We start from the raw sequence: 26,065 nt of genomic DNA on the forward strand, positions 1-26,065 counted from the left end.
AGGTTTCAGGGTCCCGCTAGCGAAAAACGATACGCAAAATGCGTACGTTTTGTGACGACTGTCGGGCTTTATAAAAAGGTTGAACATGCCTAGTACTATGGAAATGATCGCGAGTGTGCTTTTTGCCATCGCTGTCATTCACACATTTTCAGTTCCTGTTTTTGCTCGCTTAGCGGACCGTGGTGGTAGCCATGCTGGTTTATGGCATTTGCTGTCGGAGGTTGAGGCGGTTTTTGGTGTGTGGGCTTGTGTGCTCGTCGCCTACATTGCTGTCTTTATTGGTTTAGATACCGCGCTTGACTACATGAATACTCGGAATTTTACCGAGCCAGCGTTTGTATTTGCCATTATGGTGGTGGCGGCCAGTCGGCCGGTGCTGGAATTAGTCGCTAAGGTGGTTAATGGGCTAGCTCGAGTGTTGCCATTGCGCCGTGAGTACGCCATGTTTTTTGTCATTATGGCGGCTGTTCCACTGGCAGGGTCATTAATTACCGAACCAGCCGCTATGACGTTGGCAGCGCTGATGATTCGGGATCGCTACTTTACGCATGCAACAAGCGACACCTTTAAGTATTTAACGCTAGGCGTATTGTTTGTAAACATCTCTATTGGTGGGGTGTTAACCGCTTATGCCGCACCACCCGTGTTAATGGTTGCCCAAACCTTTAACTGGGATACGGCCTTTATGTTTTCAAACTTCGGGGGTCGAGCCGCCGCTGCTGTTTTTATTAACGCTGCTGTACTGACTTTTATATCTCGCTCGTCGCTATTAGAAGCTGGTGCAAAAGAGCAAGAAACCCAGAGTGAAAAACAGGGGGGCACGGTTCCTTTTGGTGTGATTGGTATCCACCTATTGTTCTTGGTGGGGATCGTATTATCCGCACACCACCCCATCGTATTCTTAACATTGTTGATGTTATTTATTGGTTATACCCAAGCCTATGCGTCTTATCAGAACCCGTTGCTGATCCGTGAAGGCTTGATGGTCGGCTTCTTTCTGGCCGGCTTGGTGGTGCTGGGCGGTTTACAGAAGTGGTGGCTGCAAGATCTGTTGGGCGGTCTGTCGCCCATGGTTCTGTTCTGGGGGTCTACGGCCTTAACGGCGATCACCGACAATGCGGCGTTAACGTATTTGGGTTCGTTGGTTGAAGGTACCAGTGAACTTTGGCGTTATATGTTGGTAGCCGGTGCAGTAACGGGTGGCGGGTTGACGGTCATTGCTAATGCGCCGAATCCGGCGGGCTTTTCCATACTTAAGAACTGCTTTCCGAATGGTGCCATTTCACCGTTGCGCTTACTCGGGGCGGCGGCCATTCCTACCATGGTGGCCGCATTCATGTTTTTATTGCCCAATTCCTTTCATTAAAGCCTGAAAACAACAGGTTTTACGACTATCTGAGGGCACGGCCCGTGACGAGGTTGGCGAAACGATGCGCCAATTTACTAATCGGGCTAAAATCAATGCTTTACGGTTTAATGTGGGGCGTCTTGCTTCGTATGTTTTAACGTTAAACCTTTGGTCTTTCTTATTGTCTTTAGGTTTGAGTCGTGCCTATTTACGCTTATCAATGCAGTCAGTGCCAACACGCCGCAGACGTGTTGCAAAAAATGTCTGATCCCGTGCTTGAAGTTTGTCCTAGTTGTGGGCAAAACACCTATGTGAAACAAGTGACAGCGGCTGGGTTCAGATTAAAGGGTACGGGTTGGTACGTAACCGATTTCCGTGATGGTGGTAAAGCACCTGCAGCGGCTTCCCCCGCAACGTCCGACGCTGGCTCAGGCTCCAGCAGCAGTTCCAGTTAAGCCTATCGGGTGATGGTAGGCGCTACTTACCTAATTCGCTGTTCGCTGTAAGCGTATCCACAGTCGTTTTTAATAGCGCAGGCGCACCCCGTTGTAACGTGTTGGGCTTAGCTGTCGAACATTTTTAACCCATTATTTTCAGTTTACTTAGGGAGCTCTCCTAAATGCGTACCTGCTATACCGGTGAGGTCAACACCCAACATTTGGGGCAAACCGTAACGCTTTTTGGCTGGGTACATCGCCGACGAGATCATGGCGGTGTTATTTTTATCGACTTACGTGATCGATCCGGTCTGGCGCAGGTTGTAGTGAATCCGGAGAACGTCGAGGCGTTTGCCATCGCAGAGCGTATTCGTAACGAATACTGTTTGCGTATTACCGGTGTCGTGCAGGCACGCCCTGAGGGCACTGTGAACACTGAGCTTGCCTCGGGTGAAATTGAAATCGTTTGTTCCAACATCGAGATCTTGAACGCTTCGGTGACACCGGCGTTCCAGCTTGATGACGATAATTTATCTGAAACCACGCGCCTGACCCATCGGGTTCTGGACTTACGTCGTCCTGAAATGCAGAACAATTTAATGCTGCGCTACCGGGTTGCGATGGAAGTGCGTAAGTATTTAGACGGCTTGGGCTTTATCGACATCGAAACACCCATGCTGACCAAAAGCACGCCTGAAGGGGCTCGCGATTACCTTGTGCCATCGCGTGTGAACCCCGGTGAGTTTTTTGCATTGCCGCAGTCACCCCAGCTATTTAAGCAAATGCTGATGGTTTCTGGCTTTGATCGCTACTATCAAATCACTAAGTGTTTCCGTGACGAAGATTTGCGTGCCGATCGCCAGCCTGAATTTACCCAAATCGATTGCGAGGTTTCCTTTTTAAACGAAGTTGAAATTCGCGAGATTTTTGAAGACATGGTGCGTCATGTCTTTGCAACGGTTCAAAACGTCGACCTACCTAAGCCTTTCCCCACCATGACATGGGCGGAAGCCATGAAGCGCTTTGGCTCTGACAAGCCTGACCTACGCGTCAAGCTTGAGTTCACGGATGTGGCCGAGCTGATGCGTAATGTCGACTTTAAGGTGTTTTCGGGCCCAGCTAACGATCCTAAGTGCCGCGTGGTGGCCTTGCGCGTGCCCGGTGGTGGTGCGATGCCTCGTAGCGAAATTGATGCTTACACCAAGTTTGTGGGCATCTACGGTGCTAAAGGTTTGGCGTACATCAAAGTTAACGATGCCACGTCCATTCCTGCTGGGTTGCAATCGCCAATTGTCAAAAACATCAGCAATGATGTGCTAACGCAGCTTATCGAGTTAACCGGTGCGCAAGATGGAGACCTGATCTTTTTTGGTGCAGACAAAACGCAAGTGGTTAACGACGCCATGGGCGCTTTGCGTATCAAAATTGGCCATAGCGAGTTGGGTCGTGCCAACGGCTTGGTCGACGCTGGTTGGAAGCCATTGTGGGTCGTGGACTTCCCCATGTTTGAATACGATGACGAAACCCAACGCTACTATGCGGCGCATCATCCGTTCACTAGCCCCAAAGACGGACATGAAGATTTGCTGGAAAGCGATCCGGCGAACGTGTTGGCTAAAGCGTATGATATGGTGTTAAACGGTTGGGAAATGGGCGGTGGTTCGGTACGTATTCATCGTGCAGAAGTCCAAAGCAAAGTGTTTGCGGCGCTTAACATTGATGCCGAGGAAGCCAGCGAAAAATTTGGCTTCTTGCTTGATGCGTTGCAATACGGTGCACCGCCCCACGGTGGTGTGGCGTTTGGGCTTGATCGTTTAGTAACGATGATGGCGGGCGCAGACTCGATACGCGACGTCATTGCCTTCCCTAAAACACAACGAGCACAGTGTCTACTGACACAAGCACCTTCTAGCGTTGATGAAAAACAGTTAAAAGAGTTGCATATTCGTCTCCGACCACAGGAAGTAAAGCCTGCCTAAAGGAGGATTGCGGTGGCAGTAATCCGAGTAGTCAGTTACAACATTCATAAAGGGCGCACGGCTACTGGCAAGCGTGAGTCCATGGATGCGTTAAAGCTGGGACTCTACGGGCTGTCACCCGACTTACTGTTCCTCCAAGAGGTGCAGGGTCGCAACGATTTACGTGCGACCCTCAATGCGCAGCACGAGTTATTAGCAGCCGTGTTGCGCATGCATAATGTGTATGGTTGTAATGCTGTTCGTCAGCATACCGATCACGGTAATGCGTTGTTGTCCCGCTTTCCTATTCTGTATTACGAAAACGAAGACATTTCTGATCATAAGCTAGAGCAACGTGGTCTCTTGCATGCGGTGGTGCAGATCGAAGATCGCCATGTGCATTGCCTTGTTGTGCACTTGGGTTTGTTTTCAGGTGGTAGAACCCGGCAAATTTCGGCGCTGGTCGAGCGTATTAACCGCATTGTGCCGGAAGATGAGCCTTTACTCATCGCGGGTGACTTCAACGATTGGAATAATCGTCTGGCGCCTATCTTTGTGAAGCAATTGGGCTTGTACGAAGTCTTTTCGTTTGCCCCCGAGATGTATGCCAGTTCGCGGTTTAAGCTACGACAGCCCATGCAATGGCTGCGCGGTAGCCGAAATAGCGGTAAACAAAATAATGACGATATGGCCGGCTCTCCGGTTCTGGGTGTAGATGGCAATGCTCGTCTGACGCCTCCCCCTCGCACTTTTCCTGCGGTTTTCCCATTTTTACGCCTTGATCGTATCTATCAACGAGGCTTTGCTGTGCGCAACGCCCGTGTATTGCAAGGCGCTCCGTGGAAACAAATCTCTGATCACTCTCCCATTCTGACCGAGCTAGAACTGCCCTGAAAACCGCACGTCCTCGTTGCGCAACCCTTAACAGGGCTGTTGTACGGGAAAAAAGCCTAAGCTAAAGACTGGAATCCCGTCGCGTATTGTTATATGGTTAAACAGTTCCTCAATATATGAGTAACGGAAAGAAATATAGCCTGTACCTGATGATGATCTGCTGTGTTTGAAACAGAGGCGACGCTACGCTACTTCATGATGGTTGTTTCATCGATGAGGGTTTAGGTATCGATAATTAGATTGCTTTACTGAGGAGGTTTGATTCAATGAAAACCAAAGCAGCTATTGCTTGGAAAGCGGGTGAACCGTTAACCATTGAAGAAGTTGATTTACAAGGCCCACGCGCAGGCGAGGTCTTAGTAGAGATTAAAGCAACCGGTATTTGCCACACTGATTTATATACCCTATCGGGCGCTGACCCAGAGGGTTTATTCCCTGCTATTTTAGGTCACGAAGGCGCTGGTGTTGTGATGGAGGTGGGCGCAGGCGTTACCTCGTTAAAACCTGGGGATCACGTTATTCCACTGTACACACCTGAGTGTCGTCAGTGTAAGTCGTGTCTTTCACAGAAAACTAACTTGTGTACCGCTATACGCGCTACACAGGGTAAGGGTTTGATGCCGGACGGCACATCACGCTTCAGCATTGATGGCAAACCCATTCATCACTACATGGGTACATCCACCTTTGCTAACCACATTGTGGTGCCTGAAATTGCGTTGGCAAAAATTCGCAGCGATGCGCCATTCGATAAAGTTTGCTACATCGGTTGTGGTGTGACCACAGGCCTTGGTGCTGTGCTCTTTACCGCCAACGTTGAAGCGGGTGCTAACGTTGTGGTGTTTGGTTTGGGTGGCATTGGTCTGAACGTAATTCAGGGTGCCAAAATGGTCGGTGCCGATAAGATTATCGGTGTAGACCTTAATCCCGAACGTGAAGCCATGGCGCGTCAGTTTGGTATGACGGATTTTGTGAACGCCTCTGAAGTTGAGAATGTGGTTGACCATATTATTCAACTAACAGATGGTGGTGCCGACTACACTTTTGAGTGTGTGGGTAACACCAAAGTCATGCGTCAAGCCTTAGAGTCTTGTCACCGTGGTTGGGGTCAGTCAGTCATTATTGGTGTGGCTGAAGCGGGCGCCGAAATCGCCACACGTCCTTTCCAATTGGTTACAGGTCGTGTGTGGAAAGGCTCTGCATTCGGTGGTGCACGTGGTCGTACCGATGTACCGAAAATCGTTGACTGGTACATGGATGGTAAGATCAATATCGATGATCTGATTACTCACCATTTACCGCTTGAGCGTATTAATGAAGGCTTTGATCTGATGGAGCGCGGTGAGTCCATCCGCTCTGTTGTTGTGTATTAACGCTTAGTTTATACGTGTACCAAGCACGGGTTGCCTAGATCTAATCTATGCAACCCGTTTGTTTAATATCGAGCCGGTATTGTTATCAGTGAATGTCGCTTGACGTTGCTTAATAGGAAATTCATATGTCTGGTCAGTTAGAACTTATCAGTGAACACCGTTGTTTTGAGGGTTGGCAAAGGTACTATCAGCATGCCTCTCAAACTATTGGTTTGCCCATGCGCTTATCGGTGTATTTTCCACCTCAAGCAGGGGCCGAGTCCGCTAAAGAGGCTAACGCTGGGGCGAACGTGATGGGGGTCACGAAACTGCCGGTGTTGATCTACTTGGCAGGTCTAACGTGCACGGAAGAAACCTTCATGATTAAAGCGGCAGCGCAGCAGTACGCCGCCGAGCACGGCATTATTTTAGTAACACCCGATACCAGTCCACGTGGGGCAGGTTTTCCTGGCGAAGACGATGGTTGGGACTTTGGAACCGGTGCGGGCTTTTATGTGGATGCTACCGAGGCGCCATGGAACAAGCACTACCGTATGGAAAGCTACGTGGTGAACGAGCTATACGATATTGTCACCACTGTTTTCTCGGGCGATGCTGAACGCGTCGGTATCTTTGGGCACTCGATGGGTGGACATGGTGCTTTGGTGCTCGCTCAGCGTTACCCTGGTAAATTTAAATCGGTATCGGCCTTTGCACCCATTGCAGCACCCACTCAGTGCCCTTGGGGTGAAAAAGCGTTTAGCGGTTATTTGGGCTCTGACAAATCAACATGGGAGGCGTACGATGCTAGCTTACTTATGCAAAAGCAAAGTGCAGCGCCCTATCCCAAGGGAATATTAGTGGATCAGGGTTTAGCCGATAATTTTTTAGCCGAGCAGCTTTATCCCGAAGCGTTTGAGGCAGCGTGTGAGAAAGTTGGCCAGCCATTAACCTTACGTCGCCATGAAGGCTACGATCACGGTTATTACTTTATATCGACCTTCATGAAAGACCATATGCGCTTTCATGCCGAGCGTTTGTCATAAATACACTGTAGACTGTGTTAGCAACGACGCGCCTTCGGGCGCGTCGTTGCCCTTATATCGGCGTTCCAAAAGCTTAACGGCCCTAGTTTATCTGGATATGAGTAGACGTAATGATGTGACTTTTGATGTAAAACAGCTTGAATACGGAACCTTTTGATGTAAAAACTATCGTATAGGCTGTACTTGCAACATTAGCACTCATCAGAGTAGAGTGCTAAAATACAGAAGTATTAATGCAAATGTTGCTTGTGGCGACGTTATCAGCAGATCGCGAACAAGCACTTTTACAGGACGATTTATGACCCAAACTTCGCAATCCTTGGCCCTTGCTCCTGCCAATAATTTGGCAGCGGCGGTATCCAATCCGGGTGCTCTGGGCACAATTGAGGCCTATATTTCTGCGGTTAACGCCCAGCCAATGCTTACTCCAGAAGAAGAGCTTAGCTTAGGCCGTCGCTTAAAAGAAAGTGAAGACCTTGAAGCGGCACGTCGACTAATCATGTCGCATTTGCGTTTGGTGGTTTCCATTTCTCGTCAGTATCTGGGCTACGGCTTACCTCATGCTGATTTGATCCAAGAAGGCAATATTGGGCTGATGAAAGCCGTGAAGCGTTTTGACCCCGAGCGCGGTGTGCGCTTGGTTTCTTTTGCTGTGCACTGGATTAAAGCGGAAATCCACGAGTACGTGGTGCGCAATTGGCGCTTAGTTAAAATTGCGACAACCAAAGCTCAACGTAAGTTGTTTTTTAACTTACGACGCATGCGTCCCGAAGACGGGCAAACCTTGAACCCCGATGAAATCGATCATATCGCCCGAGAGCTAAATGTACGTCCGCAAGACGTAAGCGAAATGGAAATTCGCATGTCGGGCGGCGAGTTCGGTATCGAGCTTCAAAACGACGACGATGAATCTTTTGCGCCGATTAGTTATTTGTCTGACGAAGGCGAGTTCGAACCTACCCAAGTTCTGGAAACTCGGGCAGAACAGTCGTTGCAAGGTGAAGGGCTTGGAGCGGCTTTAGAGCAGTTAGATCCACGTTCGCGTCGCATTATTGAATCCCGTTGGTTGCAGGATGATAAAGGCTTAACGCTGCATGATTTAGCCGCTGAATACGGTGTGTCGGCTGAACGCATACGTCAGATTGAAGTGGCCGCCATGAAAAAGATGCGCAATTTGCTGCAGGTTGCTGCCTAGGTATGCAGACGAAATATATTTTTACACTTTAGCTTTGGGGTAATTTGAACTTAAGCCTCTAGCACGCCACTAACTTATATCAACAGCGCAATTGCACTTCCCTGAGCGTTGCGTTGGTGTGCATCGGCTTCGGCTTCTCCTCTTCCCCTCCCTATTGAAGCGGATGCGATTTATTGGGACACCCTTTGTGGTGTCCCTTTTTTTATGGTTGCGCAGACGATTGCAGGAGGCCGCTGGGGTCTTGAAACGGGACGACAGCTAGTTAACTAACGGTTTTCAGTAGCTGCTGTATATCGTGGCTAAGCTCGTCAGGTGTGGCATCCCCACGTAATAACACGCGGGCTTCGCCTGTGGCGTCAAGCAAATAAAACGACGAAGAGTGATCCATGGTGTACTGCTCGGGCGTAGGGCCTTCGGCTTTGGCGTAATAGGCTTTGAACGATTGAGCAGTTTTATGTAACTGGGCCGGTGAGCCGGTTAAGCCAATAAAGCGTTCATCGAAGGCGCGCACGTATTGGCTAATGACCTCTGGGGTATCGCGTTCTGGGTCCACCGTGATCAGTACCACCTGCACGTTGTCAGCATCAGAGCCTAGGCTGTCCATTGAGGCGGCTAATTGACTTAAGGCGGTAGGGCAGATATCTGGGCAGTGGGTAAAACCAAAAAACACAACGACCACTTTGCCGTTAAAGCTTTCGATGGTGCGTAAGTTGCCATTACCGTCGACCATGGCGAGTTCGCTACCTAAATCCGAACCACTGATGTTACTGCCGTGAAATTGCAATTCGGCTTCGCTAGGACCACAGGCACTTAGGCTTAGACTGAGCAGTATCAAAACAAACAGCATTAACCCGTTTTTAACGGAGAAACCAGACAATGCAGACATAAAAGGTGATGCTTATAGAAGGGGTAGGTAGGTTAATGGTATTAGAGCAGTGCTACCCAGTGATCAATTAAGAGTGCAGCGAACAATAGGGCCAGATAAATAATCGAGTATTTAAAAACGCGCCGAGAAAGCTGATCGGAATAATTTCGGTGTAAAAGCCAAGCGTAGTGGATGAAGCGACCACTTAGTAAAACGGCGGCAATTGCATATAAGGGCCCACTCATTCTGATCACGAAAGGCAGTAGGCTCGCCGCAAACAAAATGAGGGTGTAGAGTAAAATATGCAGGCTTGTGAAGGGGTTACCGTGGGTAACGGGTAGCATGGGTAAGCCTGATTTTTCGTAGTCGTTTTTACGGTATAGGGCCAGAGCCCAGAAGTGCGGTGGCGTCCAGATAAAAATAATCAGCACCAACAGCCACGCTTCAGCTGGCACAGCGTTAGCCACTGCCGCCCAGCCTAACGCGGGGGGCATGGCCCCCGATAAGCCCCCGATAACAATATTTTGTGGGGTGCGGGGCTTTAAGACCACGGTATAAATAATGGCGTAACCAATAAAGGTGGTGACGGTTAACCACATCGTGAGTTCGTTTACGAACACGTACAGGATCACCATGCCACTTAGGCCAACTAAGGTAGACATAGTGATGACCTGAGGGCTGCTGATGTCACCACTGGCGGTTGCGCGACGCGCTGTACGCAGCATGCGGGCGTCAAGTTCGCGCTCGATTAAACAGTTAATGGCAAAGGCGGCGGCAGCCAGTAGCCAGATGCCCAGCGTCGCGGCAATAACGGTCGTAGGATTGGGTAGGCCGGGGCTGGCAAGAAACATACCAATAACGGCACAGAACACCGCTAACTGGGTGACCCTAGGTTTGGTTAGTACCCAGTACTGACGCCAGAGAGTGCTCGGGCTAGCAGTTACAGTCGTCATGCAGCTTACTCCTTCACGAAGGTTTTAGAGCGCGATGTTCGGACTAATAATAAGATGCAGCACAGGATCATTCCTGCTGCTCCACCATTGTGTAGCACAGCAATTAGTAGGGGCCATTTAAAGAAAATAGTGGTTAGGCCGGTAAATAGCTGTAGACACAGTAATAACAATAGCAGTCTAGCAGGCCCTTGCAAAGCGGGTTTGTCCCGTAGCTTCCAGGCGGTTGCTCCCACAATGAAAAACACCACAAAAGCAAAATTCCGGTGTGTCCAATGAATGGCGGTGAGCGCCTCGCGTGGCAGGAAGTCTCCGGTTCGAGTCATGCCTAGGTCGCGATTAAGTGAGTATCCGCTGGCAAAATCCATGGGTGGGAATACTTGACCGTGACATAAAGGAAAGTCCATGCAGGCTAAGGCCGCGTAGTTGGTGCTAACCCAGCCACCCAAGGCGATTTGTATAAACAATAAAATGAAAGAGGCCAACACCAAGGGGTGCCAATGGCTATAGTCCACCTGTACGTTAGGTTGACGCTCGCGGGCAGCAAGCCACGTCAATAAAGACAATACGGTCATGCCGCCAAGTAAGTGGGTGGTGACAATGACTGGCATGAGCTTATGGGTGACGGTCCATGCCCCAAAAGCGCCTTGAACACATACTGCCACCAGTGTCACCCAAGCCAGAGCTGAGCTGCGTCCAATAAGCGAGCGATAACGTGTTGCCATGTACACAATGGCAATGATCAACAGGCCTAAGGTGGCGCCTACGTAGCGATGCAGCATCTCAATCCACGCTTTGGTGTGGCTTACCGGACCCCACGGCATGGCTTCATAGGCTTGCTGGATTAGCGCATTGGCGCCAATAGGGCTGAATTTTCCATAGCAACCGGGCCAGTCAGGGCATCCTAAGCCGGCATCAGCAAGGCGCACGAAGGCACCGAACATGATGAGGTCTAGGGTTAAGAACCACGTAAAGAAGACCAGACGGCGATAGCGTTTACGTACAACGTCGTCACTCATTCGTTAACCTATGCGTGAGTGATAAAGCAATTTACTGATGTCTTTGCGAACCTTTAAGGGGTCGGCATTAGGGGGAAACTCCAGCATGAGGTTACCCAGAGGATCGATAATCCACATACCGGCTTGCAGATAGGCGCCTTGCTGTTCGGGGGCGATCGAGGGGGCAAGTAATGCTGCTGCGCTGTCTTGATCTGTACGTAAAATACGTGTCCCCACATAGGCATCTTGTAGTGATTGTTCAGGGGTGGCGTCATCGGTAACCAACCAAACGCGGGCAATGCGGTCCACGTTCTTACCTTGGCTGGCATGCGAGTTACGCAAAATAAAAAGTTTGCGCACGCAGGCCTCGTCGCATTGACCACTGTCAACGCTTAATAAAACCCATTTGCCTCGTAACGATTCAAGATCAAAGGGCTCGCCGTTCAGGGTGTTGAAGTTGGCCGGAGCCGTCTCTAAAACGGGTTGCTGTTTAAGTAATGTGCCGTAATTGGAGCTTTCTGCAGGGCGCAGGCCAAGTGATGGAAGAAAGTAAGCCAGTGTGGCGAGCACAACGGGTGCCAACGACACGATAGCGATGAGAACCAGAGGAGTGAGTGAGCGTTTTCGGATCGTGTTAGGCATTTGAATCTCGTGAAAGCTTTTTGAAACGGCGTGAACGCCACAGTAAAACGATGGCTGCTACGCCTGCAATGGTGGCAAAGCCAAACCACTGTATGGCGTACCCTCGATTCTGATGAGCATCTAGATTGGGGTGTGGCCAGTCTTGAATCAAGTTGGGGTTTTCGCTAGGAAGCGACTCGTGAAGGAGTAATACATAGGGTCGTAATGTCAGGCCTGTGGCTTGCTGTAAGTCGGTTAAAGCGAGATTTTGTACGATGGGGGGTTGCCCGTCGGGGGTGGGTAACGAGGAAGCTAAGGTCTCTGCCTCGGGGCCCCAAAGGTTTGTTAACTCGTACATGCGTGGCACATGACTACGCAGCTCGCCTTGCACCGTAACGGGATCATCCACCGAGGGTGGTGGAAGTTGTGGTGTGGAAGACGGCGTGCGTTCAAGCCACCCCCTTAGCACAAGCACGGCCTCGCTGCTATCGGGTTCTAAAACCAACGGTGTTCCCACCCAATAGCCTGGGCGACCTTGATGATTACGATTTTCTAGGAGTACAGTAAGGTCTGGACGCCAATAACCGCTAGCGGACGATGGCTGCCAATTATGGGTTTCGCTTGGAGAGGTATTGAGATTTAGACGGGGCTGACTGCGGCCTTCGTGAATCTCTTGGCCGATGGCAAGGCGTTCTTGGGCTCGTCCTAATTGCCACACGCCAAGCCGAGCGCAGAGTGCACTCAAAGCAATTAACACAACCATAGCAACTAGGTTTTTTTTAGTCATTCCTTAGTGGCCATAACATCGTCATTGTGATTCGCTGGAGGCAATATGCATGTAGTGATTGTCGTGATGTTTTTGTTGATCATTCTCAGTATGGCGGTTTCCCTTGTCTTTTTACTCAAAGATAAACAAGGCGCCAACAATGTGGTCCTCGCGCTGACTTGGCGGGTGGGTTTGTCGATTGCGCTGTTCTTGTCAGTGCTAGGCGCCCACGCTTTGGGTTGGTTACCTAGCACTGGTTTTTCGTAATTTAGAACCAATACACGTACAAATACAAACCAAGCCACACCACGTCAACAAAGTGCCAATACCAGGCCGCCCCTTCAAAACCAAAGTGATGTTGGCTGGTGAAGTCACCCCTTGCTAGCCGTATCCAAACGACGGTGAGCATGGTGGCGCCGACAATGACGTGAAAACCATGGAAGCCGGTAAGCATGTAAAACAGCGCCCCATAAGACCCTGAGCTAAAGCGCAGATTAAGGTCGGCATAGGCGTGTACATACTCATAGGCTTGGCAGCAAATAAACAAGAAACCGAGCACCACCGTCAGACCTAACCAAATAACCGCCTTGCTGCGATTGGCAGCGCGAATGGCGTGGTGCGCAATCGTTAAGGTTAAGCCTGAGGTAAGCAGTAGGGCAGTGTTAATCGTCGGTAGCCAGAAAGGGCCGACGATTTCAAAGGGGGCGATGGTGCCTGCAGGACCAAAGTTAGGCCACGTGCCAGCAAAATCTGGCCACAACAAGTGACGGTGATCCAAGTCGCTGAGCAACGGGGTTGAGATTTCTCGCGTGTACCAAAGGGCACCGAAGAAGGCCGAGAAAAACATGACCTCAGAGAAAATAAACCAAGCCATGCTCCAACGATAGGAGCTGTCAACGCGTTGGCTGTTTAACCCAGTCTCTGATTCTTTAATGGCTTCGCCAAACCAGAAGTAGAGCGAGATAAAAAAGCAAAAAAGCCCAATGAAAAAAACCCATTTTCCGCCAGGGAAGTGGTTAATCCATAAGGCCGCGCCCAGAAGGCCGACCAGCATGGTTAGGCTGGTGCGTACTGGGTGCGAAGACAGTCCGGGCACAAAGTAGTAAGGCGCCTCTTTGGACCGAACAACTGGTTGGGCATCCATGCTCTTCTCCTTCGTTAGGCATTATCCCGATGTGATCCATAACGTGTAGGATCAACTTAAATAAGCAATAAATGCACGTGCAATAAAAATTAAAGCAATAACAAAAATAATCGTGGCGATCAGTGCGGCAATAATCAGCACCACCGGGTTCAAGGTGGCAATGTCTTCATTGTGTTCTTTACTGCGTCGTACCCCAAATGCGCCCCAGGCAATGGCTTTTAACGTCTGCCCTAAACTCATTTTGCGTCGACTTAATTTGCGTAAGTTATCGTCCATAATGTCACCCCAAGAGACTGCCACCACGTAGGAAAGTCCAAACCATAATGGCGATGACGATAGCGGCAAGAATCAGTCCGGTAATGCGATTTCGCCTGCGCTGCTCGGGGGTCATCCTGTGTCTCCTAAATGGTCTCTCTTCGCTTATTTGAAGGGAGGCGGTGTTTCAAAGGTGTGATGAGGGGCAGGTGAAGGCACGGTCCACTCAAGACCGTCTTCCACGTAGTCCCAAGGGCTGGCTGAGGCTGGCTCTCCTTTGCCCATCGCGGCACGGATCACAATGGCGATGAGAATCAGTTGAGAGAAGCCGAACCAGAACGCGCCGATGGTGGCAATTTGGTGGAAGTCGGTAAATTGCGAAGCATAGTCTGCATAACGTCGTGGCATCCCAGCTAAGCCCAAGAAGTGCATGGGGAAGAAGGTGATATTGAACGAAATCATGGTGGACCAAAAGTGGATCTTGCCCCATTTCTCGCTATACATGCGTCCGGTCCACTTGGGTAGCCAATAGTAGGCGCCGCCGAATAAGGCGAAGAGCGAGCCAGCCACCAATACGTAGTGGAAGTGGGCCACGATGTAATAGGTATCGTGTACGGCGATATCAATGGGCGCGACCGCCACAATAAGCCCCGTAAAGCCACCAATGGTAAACACGAAGATAAAGCCGATGGCAAAGAGCATGGGTGTCTCGAAGCTTAAGGCACCGCGCCACATGGTTGCCACCCAGTTGAAGATTTTTACCCCAGTAGGGATGGCAATAAGCATGGTCGAGTACATGAAGTAAAGCTGACCCGTGACAGGCATACCACTGGTAAACATGTGGTGAGCCCAAACCAAGAACGACAGAATGGCAATGGCGGCGGTGGCATAGACCATCGAGGCGTAGCCAAATAATGGTTTACGAGAGAAGGTGGGCACAATGGCTGACACAATGCCGAAGGCCGGCAAAATCATGATGTACACCTCAGGGTGACCGAAAAACCAGAATACGTGTTGATATAACACGGGGTCACCGCCACCCGCGGCGTTAAAGAAGTGCGTGTCGAAGTGTCGATCGGTCAGAAGCATGGTGACCGCAGCCGCTAATACCGGCATCACGGCAATTAACAGATAAGCGGTAATTAACCATGTCCAGCAAAACAAGGGCATGCGCATCATGCTCATGCCGGAGGTGCGCATGTTCAACACCGTCACAATAATATTAATGGCCCCCATAATTGAGGAGGCCCCCAATATGTGTACCCCAAAAATGACGAAATCCATTCCGGGGCCCATTTGTAGCGATAAGGGCGCATACATGGTCCAGCCCCCAGCAGGAGCGCCGCCCGGAACAAAGAAGGAAATCGTGAATAACGTAGCCCCCACGGGCAACAGCCAGAAGCTGAAGTTATTCATCCGTGCGAATGCCATGTCAGAAGCCCCAATCTGCAGGGGAATCATCCAGTTAGCAAAGCCCACGAATGCGGGCATAATCGCACCAAAAATCATGATCAGACCGTGCATGGTCGTGAACTGATTGAAGAGCTCTGGGCGGAAGAATTGCAATCCGGGCGAAAACAGTTCGGTACGTACCAGCAAAGCCAATACGCCGCCCTCTAGCAGCATGATGAACGAGAAGATGAGGTACATCGTCCCGATGTCTTTGTGGTTCGTTGCAAACAGCCACCTACGCCAGCCTTTAGGCGCACCGTGATCGTGGTCGTGAGTGACCGATGTGTTATCGGCAGCGGTAACGGTGTTCATTCTTTGCTCCTTCCTCCATGACTAAAGCCAGTTGGCTTTAGGGGGTATGCGCATCATTTTTTTTAAGCTTGCCAATTAACGTAGTGCACTGACATCACTGGGCTGGACCACCGGATCGGGGCCTTCACCCGCATTACTCCATGCTTGACGCGTGTAAGTAATGACTGAGGCGATTTCCACGTCATTTAATTGATCCCTGAACGCCGCCATGGCCGTGCCTGGATGACCGTTTAAGACCGTGAGGATTTGCTCTTGCATCGGTGCGAGCACATAGTTCTCATCGCCATCAAGGGCGGGGAAGACATTAGGCAAGCCTTGGCCGTTAGCTTGGTGGCAGGCCACACACGTTTGCGTATAAACGTCTTTGCCTCGAGCGATGAGCGTTTCTTCGTCCAGGGTGGTGACGCCTTCATCATCGTTAGCGGAGGCGGCTGCAGTTTGCTCGGCAGCCCAGGCTTCGTAGTCAGCTTGAGAGACGACTTCCACCACAATGGGCATGAAGGCGTGGTCGCGACCGCAAAGCTCAGCGCACTGGCCACGATATGTACCGATTTTTTCAGCTCTGAACCATGCGTCACGCAAGAAGCCGGGTATGGCATCTTGTTTGACACCGAAGTCAGGTACCATCCATGCGTGAATCACGTCAGCGGCTGTGATGATGACACGAACCTTTTTGTCCACCGGAACCACCAGCGGTTTATCGACCTCCATCAGGTAGGTATTGGATTTGGGTTCGAGGTTTTCGATTTGAGCTCTGGGGGTAGAGAGATTAGAGAAAAACGAGACGCCCTCGGCGGGGCCATCTATGTATTCGTAGCCCCAATTCCACTGATAGCCCGTTACCTTGACGGTTAGGTCGGCGCCCGTGGTGTCTTTCATGGCGACCACGGTTTTGGTGGCTGGAAGCGCCATGCCGATCACAATAATGAATGGGACAACCGTCCAGGCGACTTCGACGCCCAAGTGCTCGTGAAAGGTAGAGGCTTTGCGACCACTGGACTTGCGGTGCATGATGATGGAGTAGAACATGACTCCGAATACGGCGATAAAAATGATGGTACAGATGATGAGCATCATCCAATGTAACCATGCGATATCGCGAGCGATTTCAGAAACACCAGGAGGCAGGTTGAGTTGATTGACCCTTGGGCCGCCCGGCATGTCTGTGACTTGGGCGCTAACAGTACTGGCAGCGCAAAGGGTGATAAACCCTGTAAGACCTCTCCACATCTTCATGTAGTCCCTCGTTTTATGCTTGTTTATCACCATGCAAGGTGTACTGACTGCAACGGCAAGGAGAACGACTGAAATACGGCTTGGTACTGCTAACCAGCTTAGGCTGCGGGCTGATTACTGGATTCTTTTTATGGTATTCACTTTAGCGAAATTATAGCGAACAAGTTGAAAGCTTCAAGGGCAGGGTATGCCCTACGATGCTTTTTATGCAATTTCATACCTTGGCTTACCGCTAGTTGCGTGGCCATGAACTACAATCCGGATTATGAACGATAACACTAAGAAATCATTTTCCTCGGCGTTGGTACAGCGCTTTCAGACCTTGCTTTTGCAAACACAAGAATTGCCGCCTATAGGATGCAGACCATTGACCGTTTGTGGACGCGTATGCGGGTGGGCGCACGAGGGGGCGGTGCAGGTTTTACGTCAATTGGAAAACGTTTCTGTCGATGCGGAAGCGGTGCATATCGCCGCTAATGAGCCGCCATGCGAGCACGTTAACGAGCAGTTAGCCGACGTTGCTGTGGCGCTGAACGAGGCGGGTTACGTTAAAGCATGGCGAAATGAGTTGTTAGATGTCTTGGGTGAAGGCCTGCATCTTGGTGTGATTGAGCGTGGTGCGGTACGTCCATTAGGGCTATTGACCCAAGCGGTGCATTTAAATGCGTGGACACCTGATGGTCGGTTGTGGGTACAAAAGCGTGCTGCGCATAAACCGACCGATCCGAATATGTGGGACACGTTGGTAGGCGGGCTTGCAAGCGCTAACGAAAGTTTACATGTGTCGTTATTGCGGGAAAGCGAAGAAGAAGCGGGCTTGCTCGAAGGGCAGTTACAGGCACTTGAGCCGATGCGATTAATTTCGCGCATGCACCGACGATTACCTGAAGGGTATCAGGTGGAGAATGTGTGGGTGAATGATTGCATCTTAGAGGCGTCTACCACCCCGAAAAATTTGGATGGCGAGGTCAGCGAAATACGAGCGATTAGTCTTGATGAGTATTATGAGATGGCCTTTTCGGGCTTATTCACTATTGAGGCAGAAATTGTCATACTGGATAGTATTCGTCGACGCATGCAACAGTAAAAAATACTGAATGGTTTTAACGTTAAGCACTGACACACATTTATCAGGAGCACGGTTATGAAAAACCCTTTTGACATCCCTGGCATGATGGGCGCCGGTGGCGATTCGGCTGATCACTCAAAAAACCCTATTTTCGCATCCTTAGACATGATGCGTTCGGTATGGGAGTCCATGGGTGGCTCTGGCTTTGCTGGGGTCGGAGATTCTTCAGCCGCTTTTTTAGCGCCCGAAGAGTTAGAGACGCGTATTCGTGATTTGCGTGCCATTGAAAACTGGCTAAAGCTGAACCTTTCGATGTTAGAAAGTACCATCCAGGGGCTGGAAATACAAAAAGCCACGTTAAGCACCGTTCAAGAGTTTGCTCAACGAGCGGCACAGATGGCGAGTATGCCGGATGCAAACGCTGCCACTGATGATAAGGCGAAAGACGCTGCTGAAACGACGCCAGAGGCGCAATCCGCGCAGGCATGGTGGGGGCTGATGCAGCAACAGTTTGAAGCCATGGCCAACGCGACAACGGCATCCATGCAAAGCGCTCAAACCATGGCAGATACGCTAGCGTCCACGGTAGCTGAGGTGTCGGGCGATTCTACCTTTAGCAAACCGGCAGCAACGAAGACAGCCGCTAAGAAAGCGGCCAAGAAGGCAGCTAAAAAAGCAGCCACCAAAGCGAGCCGTACTGCAAGCTCTTCCACGAAAACTGCTTCAGCGGCAAAAAAAACCACTCGTACTACCCCAAAGAAATAACACCTGCTGTGTTTAGGAAAAATTTATGTTGAATGTTGTGATATTGGCAGCGGGTTTAGGCAAACGTATGCGTTCGTCTTTACCTAAAGTGCTACACCCTATTGCTGGTAAACCCATGCTAGAGCACGTGTTGGATTCGGCACGGGCGTTAAATCCCGAGCGGATTATCGTGGTGGTGGGCCATGGGGCAGAGGAAGTTCAAGCTAAATTTGCCGATCAGAACGATTTACGCTTTGTACTGCAACAGCCCCAACAAGGTACCGGTCATGCCGTAATGCAGGCTGTGCCACAGTTAGTGGGCGAGCAGGCTACCGACACGACAATCGTGTTGTATGGCGATGTGCCATTGGTGCAGGCTGATACTTTACAGTCCTTATTAGAAGCCAGACAACAGGGTTTGGCCGTGTTAACCGAGCATCTAACGGATCCCAGCGGATACGGGCGTATCGTACGAAACGACGCGGGTGGAATTACTCGCATTGTTGAGCATAAAGATGCCACAGATGCCGAGCGCACGATTAATGAGGTGAATACAGGCATTATCGCAGCACCTACCTCGCAGCTTAAAAACTGGTTAAGTCGCTTAGACAACAATAACGCTCAAAAAGAATACTATTTGACCGATGTGGTTGGTTTTGCTGTTGCCGATGGCGTAACGGTGGGCGCCGCTCACCCCACGCACGCTTGGGAAACCTTAGGTGTAAACAGTCGCGTACAACAGGCCGAGCTTGAGCGTGCATGGCAAAAAGAGCAAGCCATGCGTTTATTAGAGCAGGGCGTGACGTTGGCTGATCCTAATCGCTTTGATTTACGCGGTACCTTACAGTGCGGGCGTGATGTGTTCATTGATGTGGGTTGCGTGTTCGAGGGTGATGTCACCTTAGGCGATGGCGTGCATATTGGTCCGCATTGTGTGCTCAATAATGTCAGTTTGGGTGATCAAACGCGCGTTGAGGCCTTTTCGCATTTACATCAAACGCAAACGCAAGCGGCCGTCAAGGTGGGGCCTTTTGCACGGTTACGCCCCGGTACTCACCTAGGTGAAGGCGCACAAATCGGTAATTTTGTTGAAGTTAAAAACAGCCAGTTTGGACAAGGCTCTAAAGCCAGTCACTTAAGTTATATTGGTGATACGGTGTTGGGTCAGCAGGTCAACATCGGTGCGGGCACAATTACGTGCAATTACGATGGCGCGAACAAGCACCAAACCGTCATCGAAGATAATGTTTTTATCGGTTCTGACTCTCAGTTAGTAGCGCCGGTACGTGTTGCAGAAGGGGCCACGGTGGGCGCCGGAACGACCGTAACGTCGGACGTACCCGCAGGCGCATTGGTCATATCACGTACTCCACAACGAGTGATTCAGACTTGGGTGCGGCCTAGCAAGAAAAAAGCGGAGTCGTAAGCCACACGTGTTGCCCATAGAGAATATTGAAACGGATGAACAAGCAGCGGTAAAGAAAAAGGCCAAGTTGCCCGATGGGTTACCGATGCCGCAGCGCGTTCGCGCCGCAGCAACGTTACTGCTCGCCATTGCGATCACAGTGTTGGACGCGACCATGTCGAACGTGGCGCTGCCCACCATTGCGGCCGAGTTACGTATCGAGGCCTCGCAAGTGGTATGGATCTCGATTGCGTACAGCTTAACGGTGGTGATGACCTTATTGCCGTTGTCAGCGCTCGCTGATCGAGTCGGTTTGCGCCGTTTATTTATAGTGGGCACTTTTGTATTTTTGGCGGCTTCGCTAAGCGCCACCTTTGCGCAAAGCTTTACGTCATTGCTGTGCGCCCGTATTGCACAAGGGCTTGGCAGCTCAATGCTGATGTGCATGTTTGGCGGGTTGGTACGCAACATTTATCCTGCCAGTCGGCTTGCCATGGGCTTAAGCTTGAATGCCTTAACGGTGGCCTTAACCGCTGTCATGGGCCCTTCAGTCGGGGCGTTTATTTTAGGCGTGGCCTCTTGGCGTTGGATCTTTTTAATCACGGTGCCGCTCTGCGCGTTAACCTGGTTAGGCATACGCTATCTGCCAGAGGCCCCACGTAGCACGAAAAGCTTCGATTGGTTCGCTTGTTTATTAAGTGCACCGGTTTTTGGGTTGTCTATTCTGGGTTTGGACTTATTGACCTCTCAACCCTTATGGGCTGGGGCCTGTTTAACTATTGCGGCACTGTGCGCACGGCTTTTGGTTGCGCGATCATTAAAGCAAGAAGCACCTATTGTGCCGGTGGATTTACTTAAAATCACCGCGGTAGGCTATGCCGTATTAGCGTCGCTTTTTTCGTTCGCCTCGCAGATGGCAGCGATGATTGCACTGCCTTTCTATTTTAAGCAGGTGCTGGAATACAGCTACGGTGATATTGGCATCTTTTTGGGGGCGTGGTCTATCGGTGTGGCCGTTATGGCGCCGTTATCGGCTTACATGTCCAACCGTTATCCTGTCGCCATTCTGTGCGCGATTGGGGCAGGGGTAATGGCGATTGGGATGACGCTACTGCTGCTTATCGATGCTCAGCAGGCCTATGCCTTAGTCATTCTTACCATGCTGCTAAGTGGCATCGGCTTTGGCTTTTTTCAAACCCCCAATAATCGTGCCTTATTAGCGGGGGTTCCACGTCATCGAAGTAGCGCCGCTGGGGGCATGCAAGCCACCACACGTGTGTTTGGACAAAGCTTTGGCACGGCGCTGGTGGCGCTGGTATTTGGTGCGAGTGTGGCAAATGGCCCCGTGTTAGGGGTGGTCGTTGCCATCTTGTGTGCGCTGATATCGCTGGGCGTTAATATTGCGCGCCAATTAAACCCGGCCTCCGATCCCGAATTCTAACCTTGGTTATGTATGCGTATTTTGTTGTTAAACCTTGAGCGCGAAGGGCATGGCATAGCGCATCAAAGCGTGTTACTTGCCACCACCTTGCAGCAGGAAGGGCATCAAATTAGCTTGGTGGTTAACCGTTCAAGCTCATGGGCCCACAGTGCGGCAGCGGCTGGTGTGTCCATTATTGAGGTAGGCCACCCCATTGGATTAGCCTTTTACTTACTTCGTCATGCCAGTCAGTTCGACATTATTCATGTGCAAACAGCGGCGGCGTTGTCGGTGGTAGCAGGGCTAAAGGGCTTCATTAAAAATAAGGTGGTTTACACCCATGACGAGGGTGCTAAACAGGACGCTACTCGTGAAGTAGTGTCCATGCCTAAAGCGTGGCACCGAGTTGATGCCTTTGTGGCAACGCACGCTGGCGCTGCCACGGTGCTTCAGGACCTTGGTGTTGAGGTCGCGCTAATTCCCAATGCCATAGCCTTTGCGTCACCCAATATGGACGAAATTATGCGTTTTTCAGACGCCTATGATTTGTCGGGTAAATACGTGGTGGCAACGTGCGCGGCAGTAACACACGAGAACGACCCCGCTCTTAGTATTCGTGCCATACATGCCCTGTGGCAGAAGCGCCAAGATTTTGTGTTTTTGCATTTTGGCGAGGCTGGCGATGCGCACGCGTCAGCGCAGGCGCTGATTGCCGAGCTGGGATTGCAAGAGGTGTATCAGCTTGTGGGGCACGCCGATCGTCTTGAGGATATGTATCGTTTGATGCATGTTTTTATCTCAACCGCTAGCGATCGCTTACACAGTAGGCGTATTGTAGAGGCGTTTAGCTATGAAGCCGCTGTGGTAGCGAGTCATAGCCCTCGTGCTGCTGATTTGCTTGCCGATGGGCGAGGTGTGTTATGTGAGCAGGGCGATTTCAGTGCGATGGCACACGCCTGTGATGAGCTGCTTGAAGATGTTAACAAGCGACAACACTATACCAACGAAGCCGAGCGTTGGGTCAGTGAGGAGCATGCTGTTTCACGTATGGCTAATGGTTATCTTGATGTTTATAAATCACTCGTTTAAGGTGGTTTTATTTACGCCAGCTAATCGCTATAAGGAATGGCTACTATGTGTGGAATTGTCGGGGCTGTAGCACAAAAAAATATCGTTCCAGTGTTACTTGAGGGCTTAAAGCGACTTGAGTATCGGGGCTACGATTCTTGCGGTATTGCGGTTTATCAAAACGAGACACTTCGTCGTGCACGCAGCACAGACCGCGTCGCCGAACTTGCCGCACAGGTAGAGCAAGAGCACATCGAAGCCTTTACGGGCATATCCCATACCCGGTGGGCCACACATGGCGCACCTTCCACCTATAACGCACACCCACACTTCTCGGGTCATGCGGAGGGCAGCGCCCGTATTGCGTTAGTCCATAACGGCATCATCGAGAATCACGACGATTTACGCGCTGAGCTAGTGACGTTGGGTTATCACTTTGAAAGCCAAACCGATACCGAAGTTGTTGCGCATCTAATCGATCATTTGTATGTTGATGATTTGTTTGAGGCGGTAAGCCAAGCGACGAAACGCTTAGTGGGTGCCTATGCTTTAGCCGTAATCGCCAGTGCTGAGCCGCATCGTATTGTGGGCGCACGCCACGGCTCCCCCATGGTGTTGGGGATCTCTGCACAGGCGAACTATTTGGCCTCAGACGCGTTGGCATTGGCCGGAACCACGGACCAAATCATCTATTTAGAAGACGGCGATGTGGTGGATTTGCAGGTGGGGCATACGCAAATTCGTGACGTCGATGGTTCTGACGTTAAGCGCCCTGTGCACACGGTGCATTTGCATTCTGGCGAAGCCGACCTTGGACCGTATCGTCATTACATGCAAAAAGAGATTTTTGAGCAGCCACGTGCCGTGGGCGATACCTTGCAAGATGTGGATGCGATTTCGCCAGCACTATTTGGCGAGAGTGCGGCGGACAGCTTTGAGCAAATTGATCGAGTGCTAATTTTGGCCTGCGGGACCAGTTACTACGCAGGCTTGACCGCAAAGTATTGGGTGGAATCCATCGCTCGTATCCCAGTTAGCGTAGAGATTGCGAGCGAGTATCGTTACCGAGACAGCGTGCCGAACGCGAACACGCTGGTGGTGACGATTTCGCAGTCGGGTGAAACAGCTGATACCTTATCGGCGTTAAAGCATGCGCGGTCGTTGGGCATGGAGCATACCTTAACGGTTTGTAATGTGGCGACCAGTGCGATGGTGCGTGAGTGCAAGTTGGCCTACATTACGCGAGCCGGTGTGGAAATTGGTGTGGCTTCCACTAAAGCGTTTACGACGCAGTTGGCCGCTTTGTTTTTATTGGCCTTGGCGCTGGCTAAAGTGAAAGGCCATTTAGCAGCGGATCAAGAAGCTGATTTTCTAAAGGCCTTGCGCCATTTGCCCACCGCGATTGCTGCGGTGTTGGCGCTAGAGCCTCAGATTATTGATTGGGCAGATCGCTTTGCCAGTAAAGAGCATGCGTTGTTCTTAGGGCGGGGTATGCATTTTCCGATCGCCCTAGAGGGCGCCTTAAAGCTTAAAGAGATTAGTTATATTCATGCTGAAGGGTATCCGGCGGGCGAGTTGAAGCACGGGCCGCTAGCGTTAGTGACCGAGGCGATGCCGGTGGTGACGATTGCTCCTCGTGACGAGTTACTGGAGAAGCTTAAGTCGAACATGGAAGAGGTGCACGCTCGTGGCGGTGAATTGTATGTGTTTGCAGATGCCAATACGAATATTCTTTCAAGTTCGAGCATTCACGTGATTCGGATGCCTGAGCATTACGGAATGTTGTCTCCGATTTTGCATGCGATTACCTTGCAGCTTTTGGCGTATCACACGGCGTGTGTGCGGGGTACGGATGTGGATAAGCCGAGGAATTTGGCGAAGAGTGTGACGGTGGAGTGAGGGGTTATTGTTGCGCTGAAAGTGCGGCAAATTAATGAGGTTGTGCTATTTGATAATGATCCGTATCGCATTTTGGCTATAGAGGATGGCCAAGTTGTCTGGATACAAATAAACGCTGATAAAGCAGTTCCACAAGCTAGGGCTGAGTTGTTGCTAATGCAGTATTTAGATGAAGGCCGCTTAGTTAGAACTGATTGGACTGCCCAGTGAGAGGGTGGTTCAAGTTCAATGAGTTATAGGATAAAGGGGTGGTTAAGACTATTCTTTAGTGTGGACTGAGTCGATCAGGCCTTTATAGACTGCTCCCTACCACAGAAAAACAGTTCAATTCATAATTAAAATATAAGGATTGGCTTTATGTCTATACCGACGGATTGGTCTGTAAAGCATTTTAATGTGGTCTAAAAATAGTTTGTTATGTTTGTGCTCAGGTGCTGTGTAAGTGTTTTAGCTTGGTGGATTCTACACTTTCATTCTGACAGTTTGGTGTACTTCTCTTATACCGTTGAACACACATATGCAAGTGACGCGTTGAGCAAACTCTAATTAGTTTATCATTGTGTATAGGTTGTCTTGACTATAATTCAATATATCTTGTATTATTGAATTATGAATGAATCTCAAGTTATTAACTCCTTGTCTGCACTAGCTCACCAGGCACGATTACGAGTTTTTCGTGCGTTGGTCGTGGCTGGCGATGAAGGTATGACCCCGAGTGCGCTAACTAAACTGTTGGAGATTACGCCAACAGCGCTGTCTTTTCATTTGAAAGAATTGGCACATGCTGGTTTAGTGAGCCAAGAAAGGCAAGGTAGGAATGTGTTATATCGTGCGCTTTTTCCTATGATGAGTGAGTTATTAGCTTACTTAACGGAAAATTGCTGCCAAGGTGAGGCTTGCATCTCTGTTGACAAAACGGTAAATGTGACTGGGAGCTCTTCCTAGGGCCAATTTCGGCTGGCTTTAATGAGATTGGTATAGGAGTAGTAAGCCAGTGGATAGTAACTGCGATAGTTCATATGCAATCTGCTTTCTTCGTTAAAAAATATTGAGATTATATGAACGACAATCGTGCGACACCATTAAATGTATTGTTTCTGTGCACACATAACTCAGCGCGTAGTATTTTGGCCGAAGCATTGTTGAATGACATGGGTCAAGGTCATTTTAAGGCTTACTCTGCGGGTAGTACTCCAAGTGAAAATCAAAAACCTAATCCCTTTGGATTAAAAGTGTTGCAACGAGCAAGGGTATCGGTCGAAGGACTCCGCAGTAAGAGTTGGGACGAGTTTGCAGGCCATGAGACTCCTAAAATGGATTTGATTATTACGGTTTGCGATAACGCAGCTGGTGAGGTTTGTCCTTTCTGGCCTGGTCATCCTGCTACTGCTCACTGGGGTTACCCAGACCCTTCGGACGTGACAGGAACAGATGAGGAAAAGCTAGAGGCATTTGACCACACCATGCATATGATTCGGCGTCGTTTAGAGTTATTGGTCAATCTTCCTAAAGAGAAGCTTGAGCGAACCATGCTCCAGTCTACAGCTAGAGATCTATCCTCTCTCTAGAACTTTATTTTTCTCCGGTATGAGGCTCCGTACGAAAGCGAACGGAGCCTATTTAAGGTATTA

General features: G+C 50.2%; 27 protein-coding genes. 17 read left to right on the forward strand and 10 right to left on the reverse strand.

The window, feature by feature from the left end:
- Positions 1-85: 85 nt before the first annotated feature.
- From AC2UZI_RS01880 to rpoH, 7 genes are all read left to right on the forward strand, one after another.
- Complete coding sequence (locus AC2UZI_RS01880) at positions 86-1,366, forward strand: putative Na+/H+ antiporter (RefSeq protein WP_486942131.1); 1,281 nt, start codon at positions 86-88, stop codon at positions 1,364-1,366.
- A gap of 182 nt (positions 1,367-1,548) precedes the next feature.
- Positions 1,549-1,803, forward strand: a complete 255-nt coding sequence (locus AC2UZI_RS01885) for an FmdB family zinc ribbon protein (protein WP_486942132.1) — start codon at positions 1,549-1,551, stop codon at positions 1,801-1,803.
- Positions 1,804-1,967: 164 nt separating this feature from the next.
- Complete coding sequence (gene aspS / locus AC2UZI_RS01890; RefSeq protein ID WP_486942133.1) at positions 1,968-3,764, forward strand: aspartate--tRNA ligase; 1,797 nt, start codon at positions 1,968-1,970, stop codon at positions 3,762-3,764.
- Between the two features lie 12 nt (positions 3,765-3,776).
- Positions 3,777-4,637 (forward strand): endonuclease/exonuclease/phosphatase family protein, encoded by an 861-nt coding sequence (locus tag AC2UZI_RS01895; protein ID WP_486942134.1) that lies wholly within the window; start codon positions 3,777-3,779, stop codon positions 4,635-4,637.
- A gap of 266 nt (positions 4,638-4,903) precedes the next feature.
- Positions 4,904-6,010, forward strand: coding sequence for an S-(hydroxymethyl)glutathione dehydrogenase/class III alcohol dehydrogenase (locus tag AC2UZI_RS01900; RefSeq protein ID WP_486942135.1), 1,107 nt, complete (start codon positions 4,904-4,906; stop codon positions 6,008-6,010).
- Positions 6,011-6,135: 125 nt separating this feature from the next.
- A complete protein-coding gene (fghA, locus tag AC2UZI_RS01905; protein WP_486942136.1) occupies positions 6,136-7,035 on the forward strand; it encodes an S-formylglutathione hydrolase in 900 nt (299 codons plus the stop codon).
- A gap of 298 nt (positions 7,036-7,333) precedes the next feature.
- Positions 7,334-8,230 carry an RNA polymerase sigma factor RpoH gene (gene rpoH / locus AC2UZI_RS01910; protein ID WP_486942137.1) on the forward strand — a complete coding sequence of 299 codons (897 nt, stop codon included), beginning with the start codon at positions 7,334-7,336 and terminating at the stop codon, positions 8,228-8,230.
- 262 nt (positions 8,231-8,492) lie between these two features.
- On the opposite strand, the gene AC2UZI_RS01915 is transcribed toward rpoH, so the two are convergent.
- The 5 genes from AC2UZI_RS01915 to AC2UZI_RS01935 are packed head-to-tail and all read right to left on the reverse strand — an operon-like array spanning position 8,493 to position 12,451.
- Positions 8,493-9,116 (reverse strand): SCO family protein, encoded by a 624-nt coding sequence (locus AC2UZI_RS01915; protein WP_486942138.1) that lies wholly within the window; start codon positions 9,114-9,116, stop codon positions 8,493-8,495.
- 41 nt (positions 9,117-9,157) lie between these two features.
- Positions 9,158-10,048, reverse strand: coding sequence for a heme o synthase (gene cyoE, locus AC2UZI_RS01920; protein ID WP_486942139.1), 891 nt, complete (start codon positions 10,046-10,048; stop codon positions 9,158-9,160).
- A gap of 5 nt (positions 10,049-10,053) precedes the next feature.
- Complete coding sequence (locus AC2UZI_RS01925) at positions 10,054-11,064, reverse strand: COX15/CtaA family protein (protein WP_486942140.1); 1,011 nt, start codon at positions 11,062-11,064, stop codon at positions 10,054-10,056.
- Between the two features lie 3 nt (positions 11,065-11,067).
- Positions 11,068-11,685, reverse strand: a complete 618-nt coding sequence (locus AC2UZI_RS01930; protein WP_486942141.1) for an SCO family protein — start codon at positions 11,683-11,685, stop codon at positions 11,068-11,070.
- A complete protein-coding gene (locus tag AC2UZI_RS01935) occupies positions 11,678-12,451 on the reverse strand; it encodes an SURF1 family protein (protein ID WP_486942142.1) in 774 nt (257 codons plus the stop codon). Before AC2UZI_RS01935 ends, AC2UZI_RS01930 begins: the two co-directional genes overlap by 8 nt.
- A 45-nt stretch (positions 12,452-12,496) precedes the next feature.
- Here AC2UZI_RS01935 and AC2UZI_RS01940 point away from each other — a divergent pair, with 45 nt between their 5' ends.
- Positions 12,497-12,697 (forward strand): DUF2909 domain-containing protein, encoded by a 201-nt coding sequence (locus tag AC2UZI_RS01940; RefSeq protein ID WP_486942143.1) that lies wholly within the window; start codon positions 12,497-12,499, stop codon positions 12,695-12,697.
- Position 12,698: 1 nt separating this feature from the next.
- Here AC2UZI_RS01940 and AC2UZI_RS01945 read toward each other — a convergent pair whose 3' ends face one another.
- The 5 genes from AC2UZI_RS01945 to coxB all read right to left on the reverse strand — a co-directional run bounded on the left by AC2UZI_RS01945 (position 12,699) and on the right by coxB (position 16,829).
- Positions 12,699-13,574 carry a cytochrome c oxidase subunit 3 gene (locus AC2UZI_RS01945; RefSeq protein ID WP_486942144.1) on the reverse strand — a complete coding sequence of 292 codons (876 nt, stop codon included), beginning with the start codon at positions 13,572-13,574 and terminating at the stop codon, positions 12,699-12,701.
- 51 nt (positions 13,575-13,625) lie between these two features.
- The gene (locus AC2UZI_RS01950; protein WP_486942145.1) at positions 13,626-13,850 is read right to left on the reverse strand and encodes a DUF2970 domain-containing protein; all 225 of its coding nucleotides are present in this window, start codon (positions 13,848-13,850) and stop codon (positions 13,626-13,628) included.
- A gap of 4 nt (positions 13,851-13,854) precedes the next feature.
- Entirely contained in the window at positions 13,855-13,965 is a 111-nt protein-coding gene (locus tag AC2UZI_RS01955; protein ID WP_486942146.1) for a cytochrome oxidase small assembly protein, read from the reverse strand.
- A 29-nt stretch (positions 13,966-13,994) separates the two neighbouring features.
- Complete coding sequence (ctaD, locus tag AC2UZI_RS01960; protein ID WP_486942147.1) at positions 13,995-15,593, reverse strand: cytochrome c oxidase subunit I; 1,599 nt, start codon at positions 15,591-15,593, stop codon at positions 13,995-13,997.
- Positions 15,594-15,668: 75 nt separating this feature from the next.
- Positions 15,669-16,829: a cytochrome c oxidase subunit II gene (coxB, locus tag AC2UZI_RS01965; RefSeq protein ID WP_486942148.1), complete on the reverse strand. Its 1,161-nt coding sequence runs from the start codon at positions 16,827-16,829 to the stop codon at positions 15,669-15,671.
- A gap of 265 nt (positions 16,830-17,094) precedes the next feature.
- Between coxB and AC2UZI_RS01970 the strand changes: the two genes are divergently transcribed.
- From AC2UZI_RS01970 to AC2UZI_RS02005, 9 genes are all read left to right on the forward strand, one after another.
- Positions 17,095-17,916, forward strand: a complete 822-nt coding sequence (locus tag AC2UZI_RS01970; protein ID WP_486942149.1) for an NUDIX hydrolase — start codon at positions 17,095-17,097, stop codon at positions 17,914-17,916.
- 57 nt (positions 17,917-17,973) lie between these two features.
- Positions 17,974-18,663: a PhaM family polyhydroxyalkanoate granule multifunctional regulatory protein gene (locus tag AC2UZI_RS01975; RefSeq protein ID WP_486942150.1), complete on the forward strand. Its 690-nt coding sequence runs from the start codon at positions 17,974-17,976 to the stop codon at positions 18,661-18,663.
- Positions 18,664-18,688: 25 nt separating this feature from the next.
- Positions 18,689-20,068 (forward strand): bifunctional UDP-N-acetylglucosamine diphosphorylase/glucosamine-1-phosphate N-acetyltransferase GlmU, encoded by a 1,380-nt coding sequence (gene glmU, locus AC2UZI_RS01980; RefSeq protein ID WP_486942151.1) that lies wholly within the window; start codon positions 18,689-18,691, stop codon positions 20,066-20,068.
- 85 nt (positions 20,069-20,153) lie between these two features.
- Positions 20,154-21,488, forward strand: a complete 1,335-nt coding sequence (locus AC2UZI_RS01985) for an MFS transporter (protein ID WP_486943692.1) — start codon at positions 20,154-20,156, stop codon at positions 21,486-21,488.
- Between the two features lie 12 nt (positions 21,489-21,500).
- Entirely contained in the window at positions 21,501-22,556 is a 1,056-nt protein-coding gene (locus AC2UZI_RS01990; protein WP_486942152.1) for a glycosyltransferase family 4 protein, read from the forward strand.
- Between the two features lie 45 nt (positions 22,557-22,601).
- Positions 22,602-24,434, forward strand: a complete 1,833-nt coding sequence (gene glmS, locus AC2UZI_RS01995; RefSeq protein ID WP_486942153.1) for a glutamine--fructose-6-phosphate transaminase (isomerizing) — start codon at positions 22,602-22,604, stop codon at positions 24,432-24,434.
- A 21-nt stretch (positions 24,435-24,455) separates the two neighbouring features.
- Positions 24,456-24,644, forward strand: a complete 189-nt coding sequence (locus AC2UZI_RS12865; RefSeq protein WP_505335100.1) for a hypothetical protein — start codon at positions 24,456-24,458, stop codon at positions 24,642-24,644.
- A gap of 399 nt (positions 24,645-25,043) precedes the next feature.
- The gene (locus AC2UZI_RS02000; protein ID WP_486942154.1) at positions 25,044-25,379 is read left to right on the forward strand and encodes an ArsR/SmtB family transcription factor; all 336 of its coding nucleotides are present in this window, start codon (positions 25,044-25,046) and stop codon (positions 25,377-25,379) included.
- A gap of 113 nt (positions 25,380-25,492) precedes the next feature.
- Positions 25,493-26,002, forward strand: a complete 510-nt coding sequence (locus tag AC2UZI_RS02005) for an arsenate reductase ArsC (RefSeq protein ID WP_486942155.1) — start codon at positions 25,493-25,495, stop codon at positions 26,000-26,002.
- The last annotated feature ends 63 nt before the right edge of the window (positions 26,003-26,065 follow it).

This window comes from Paenalcaligenes sp. DL 463, assembly GCF_057475185.1.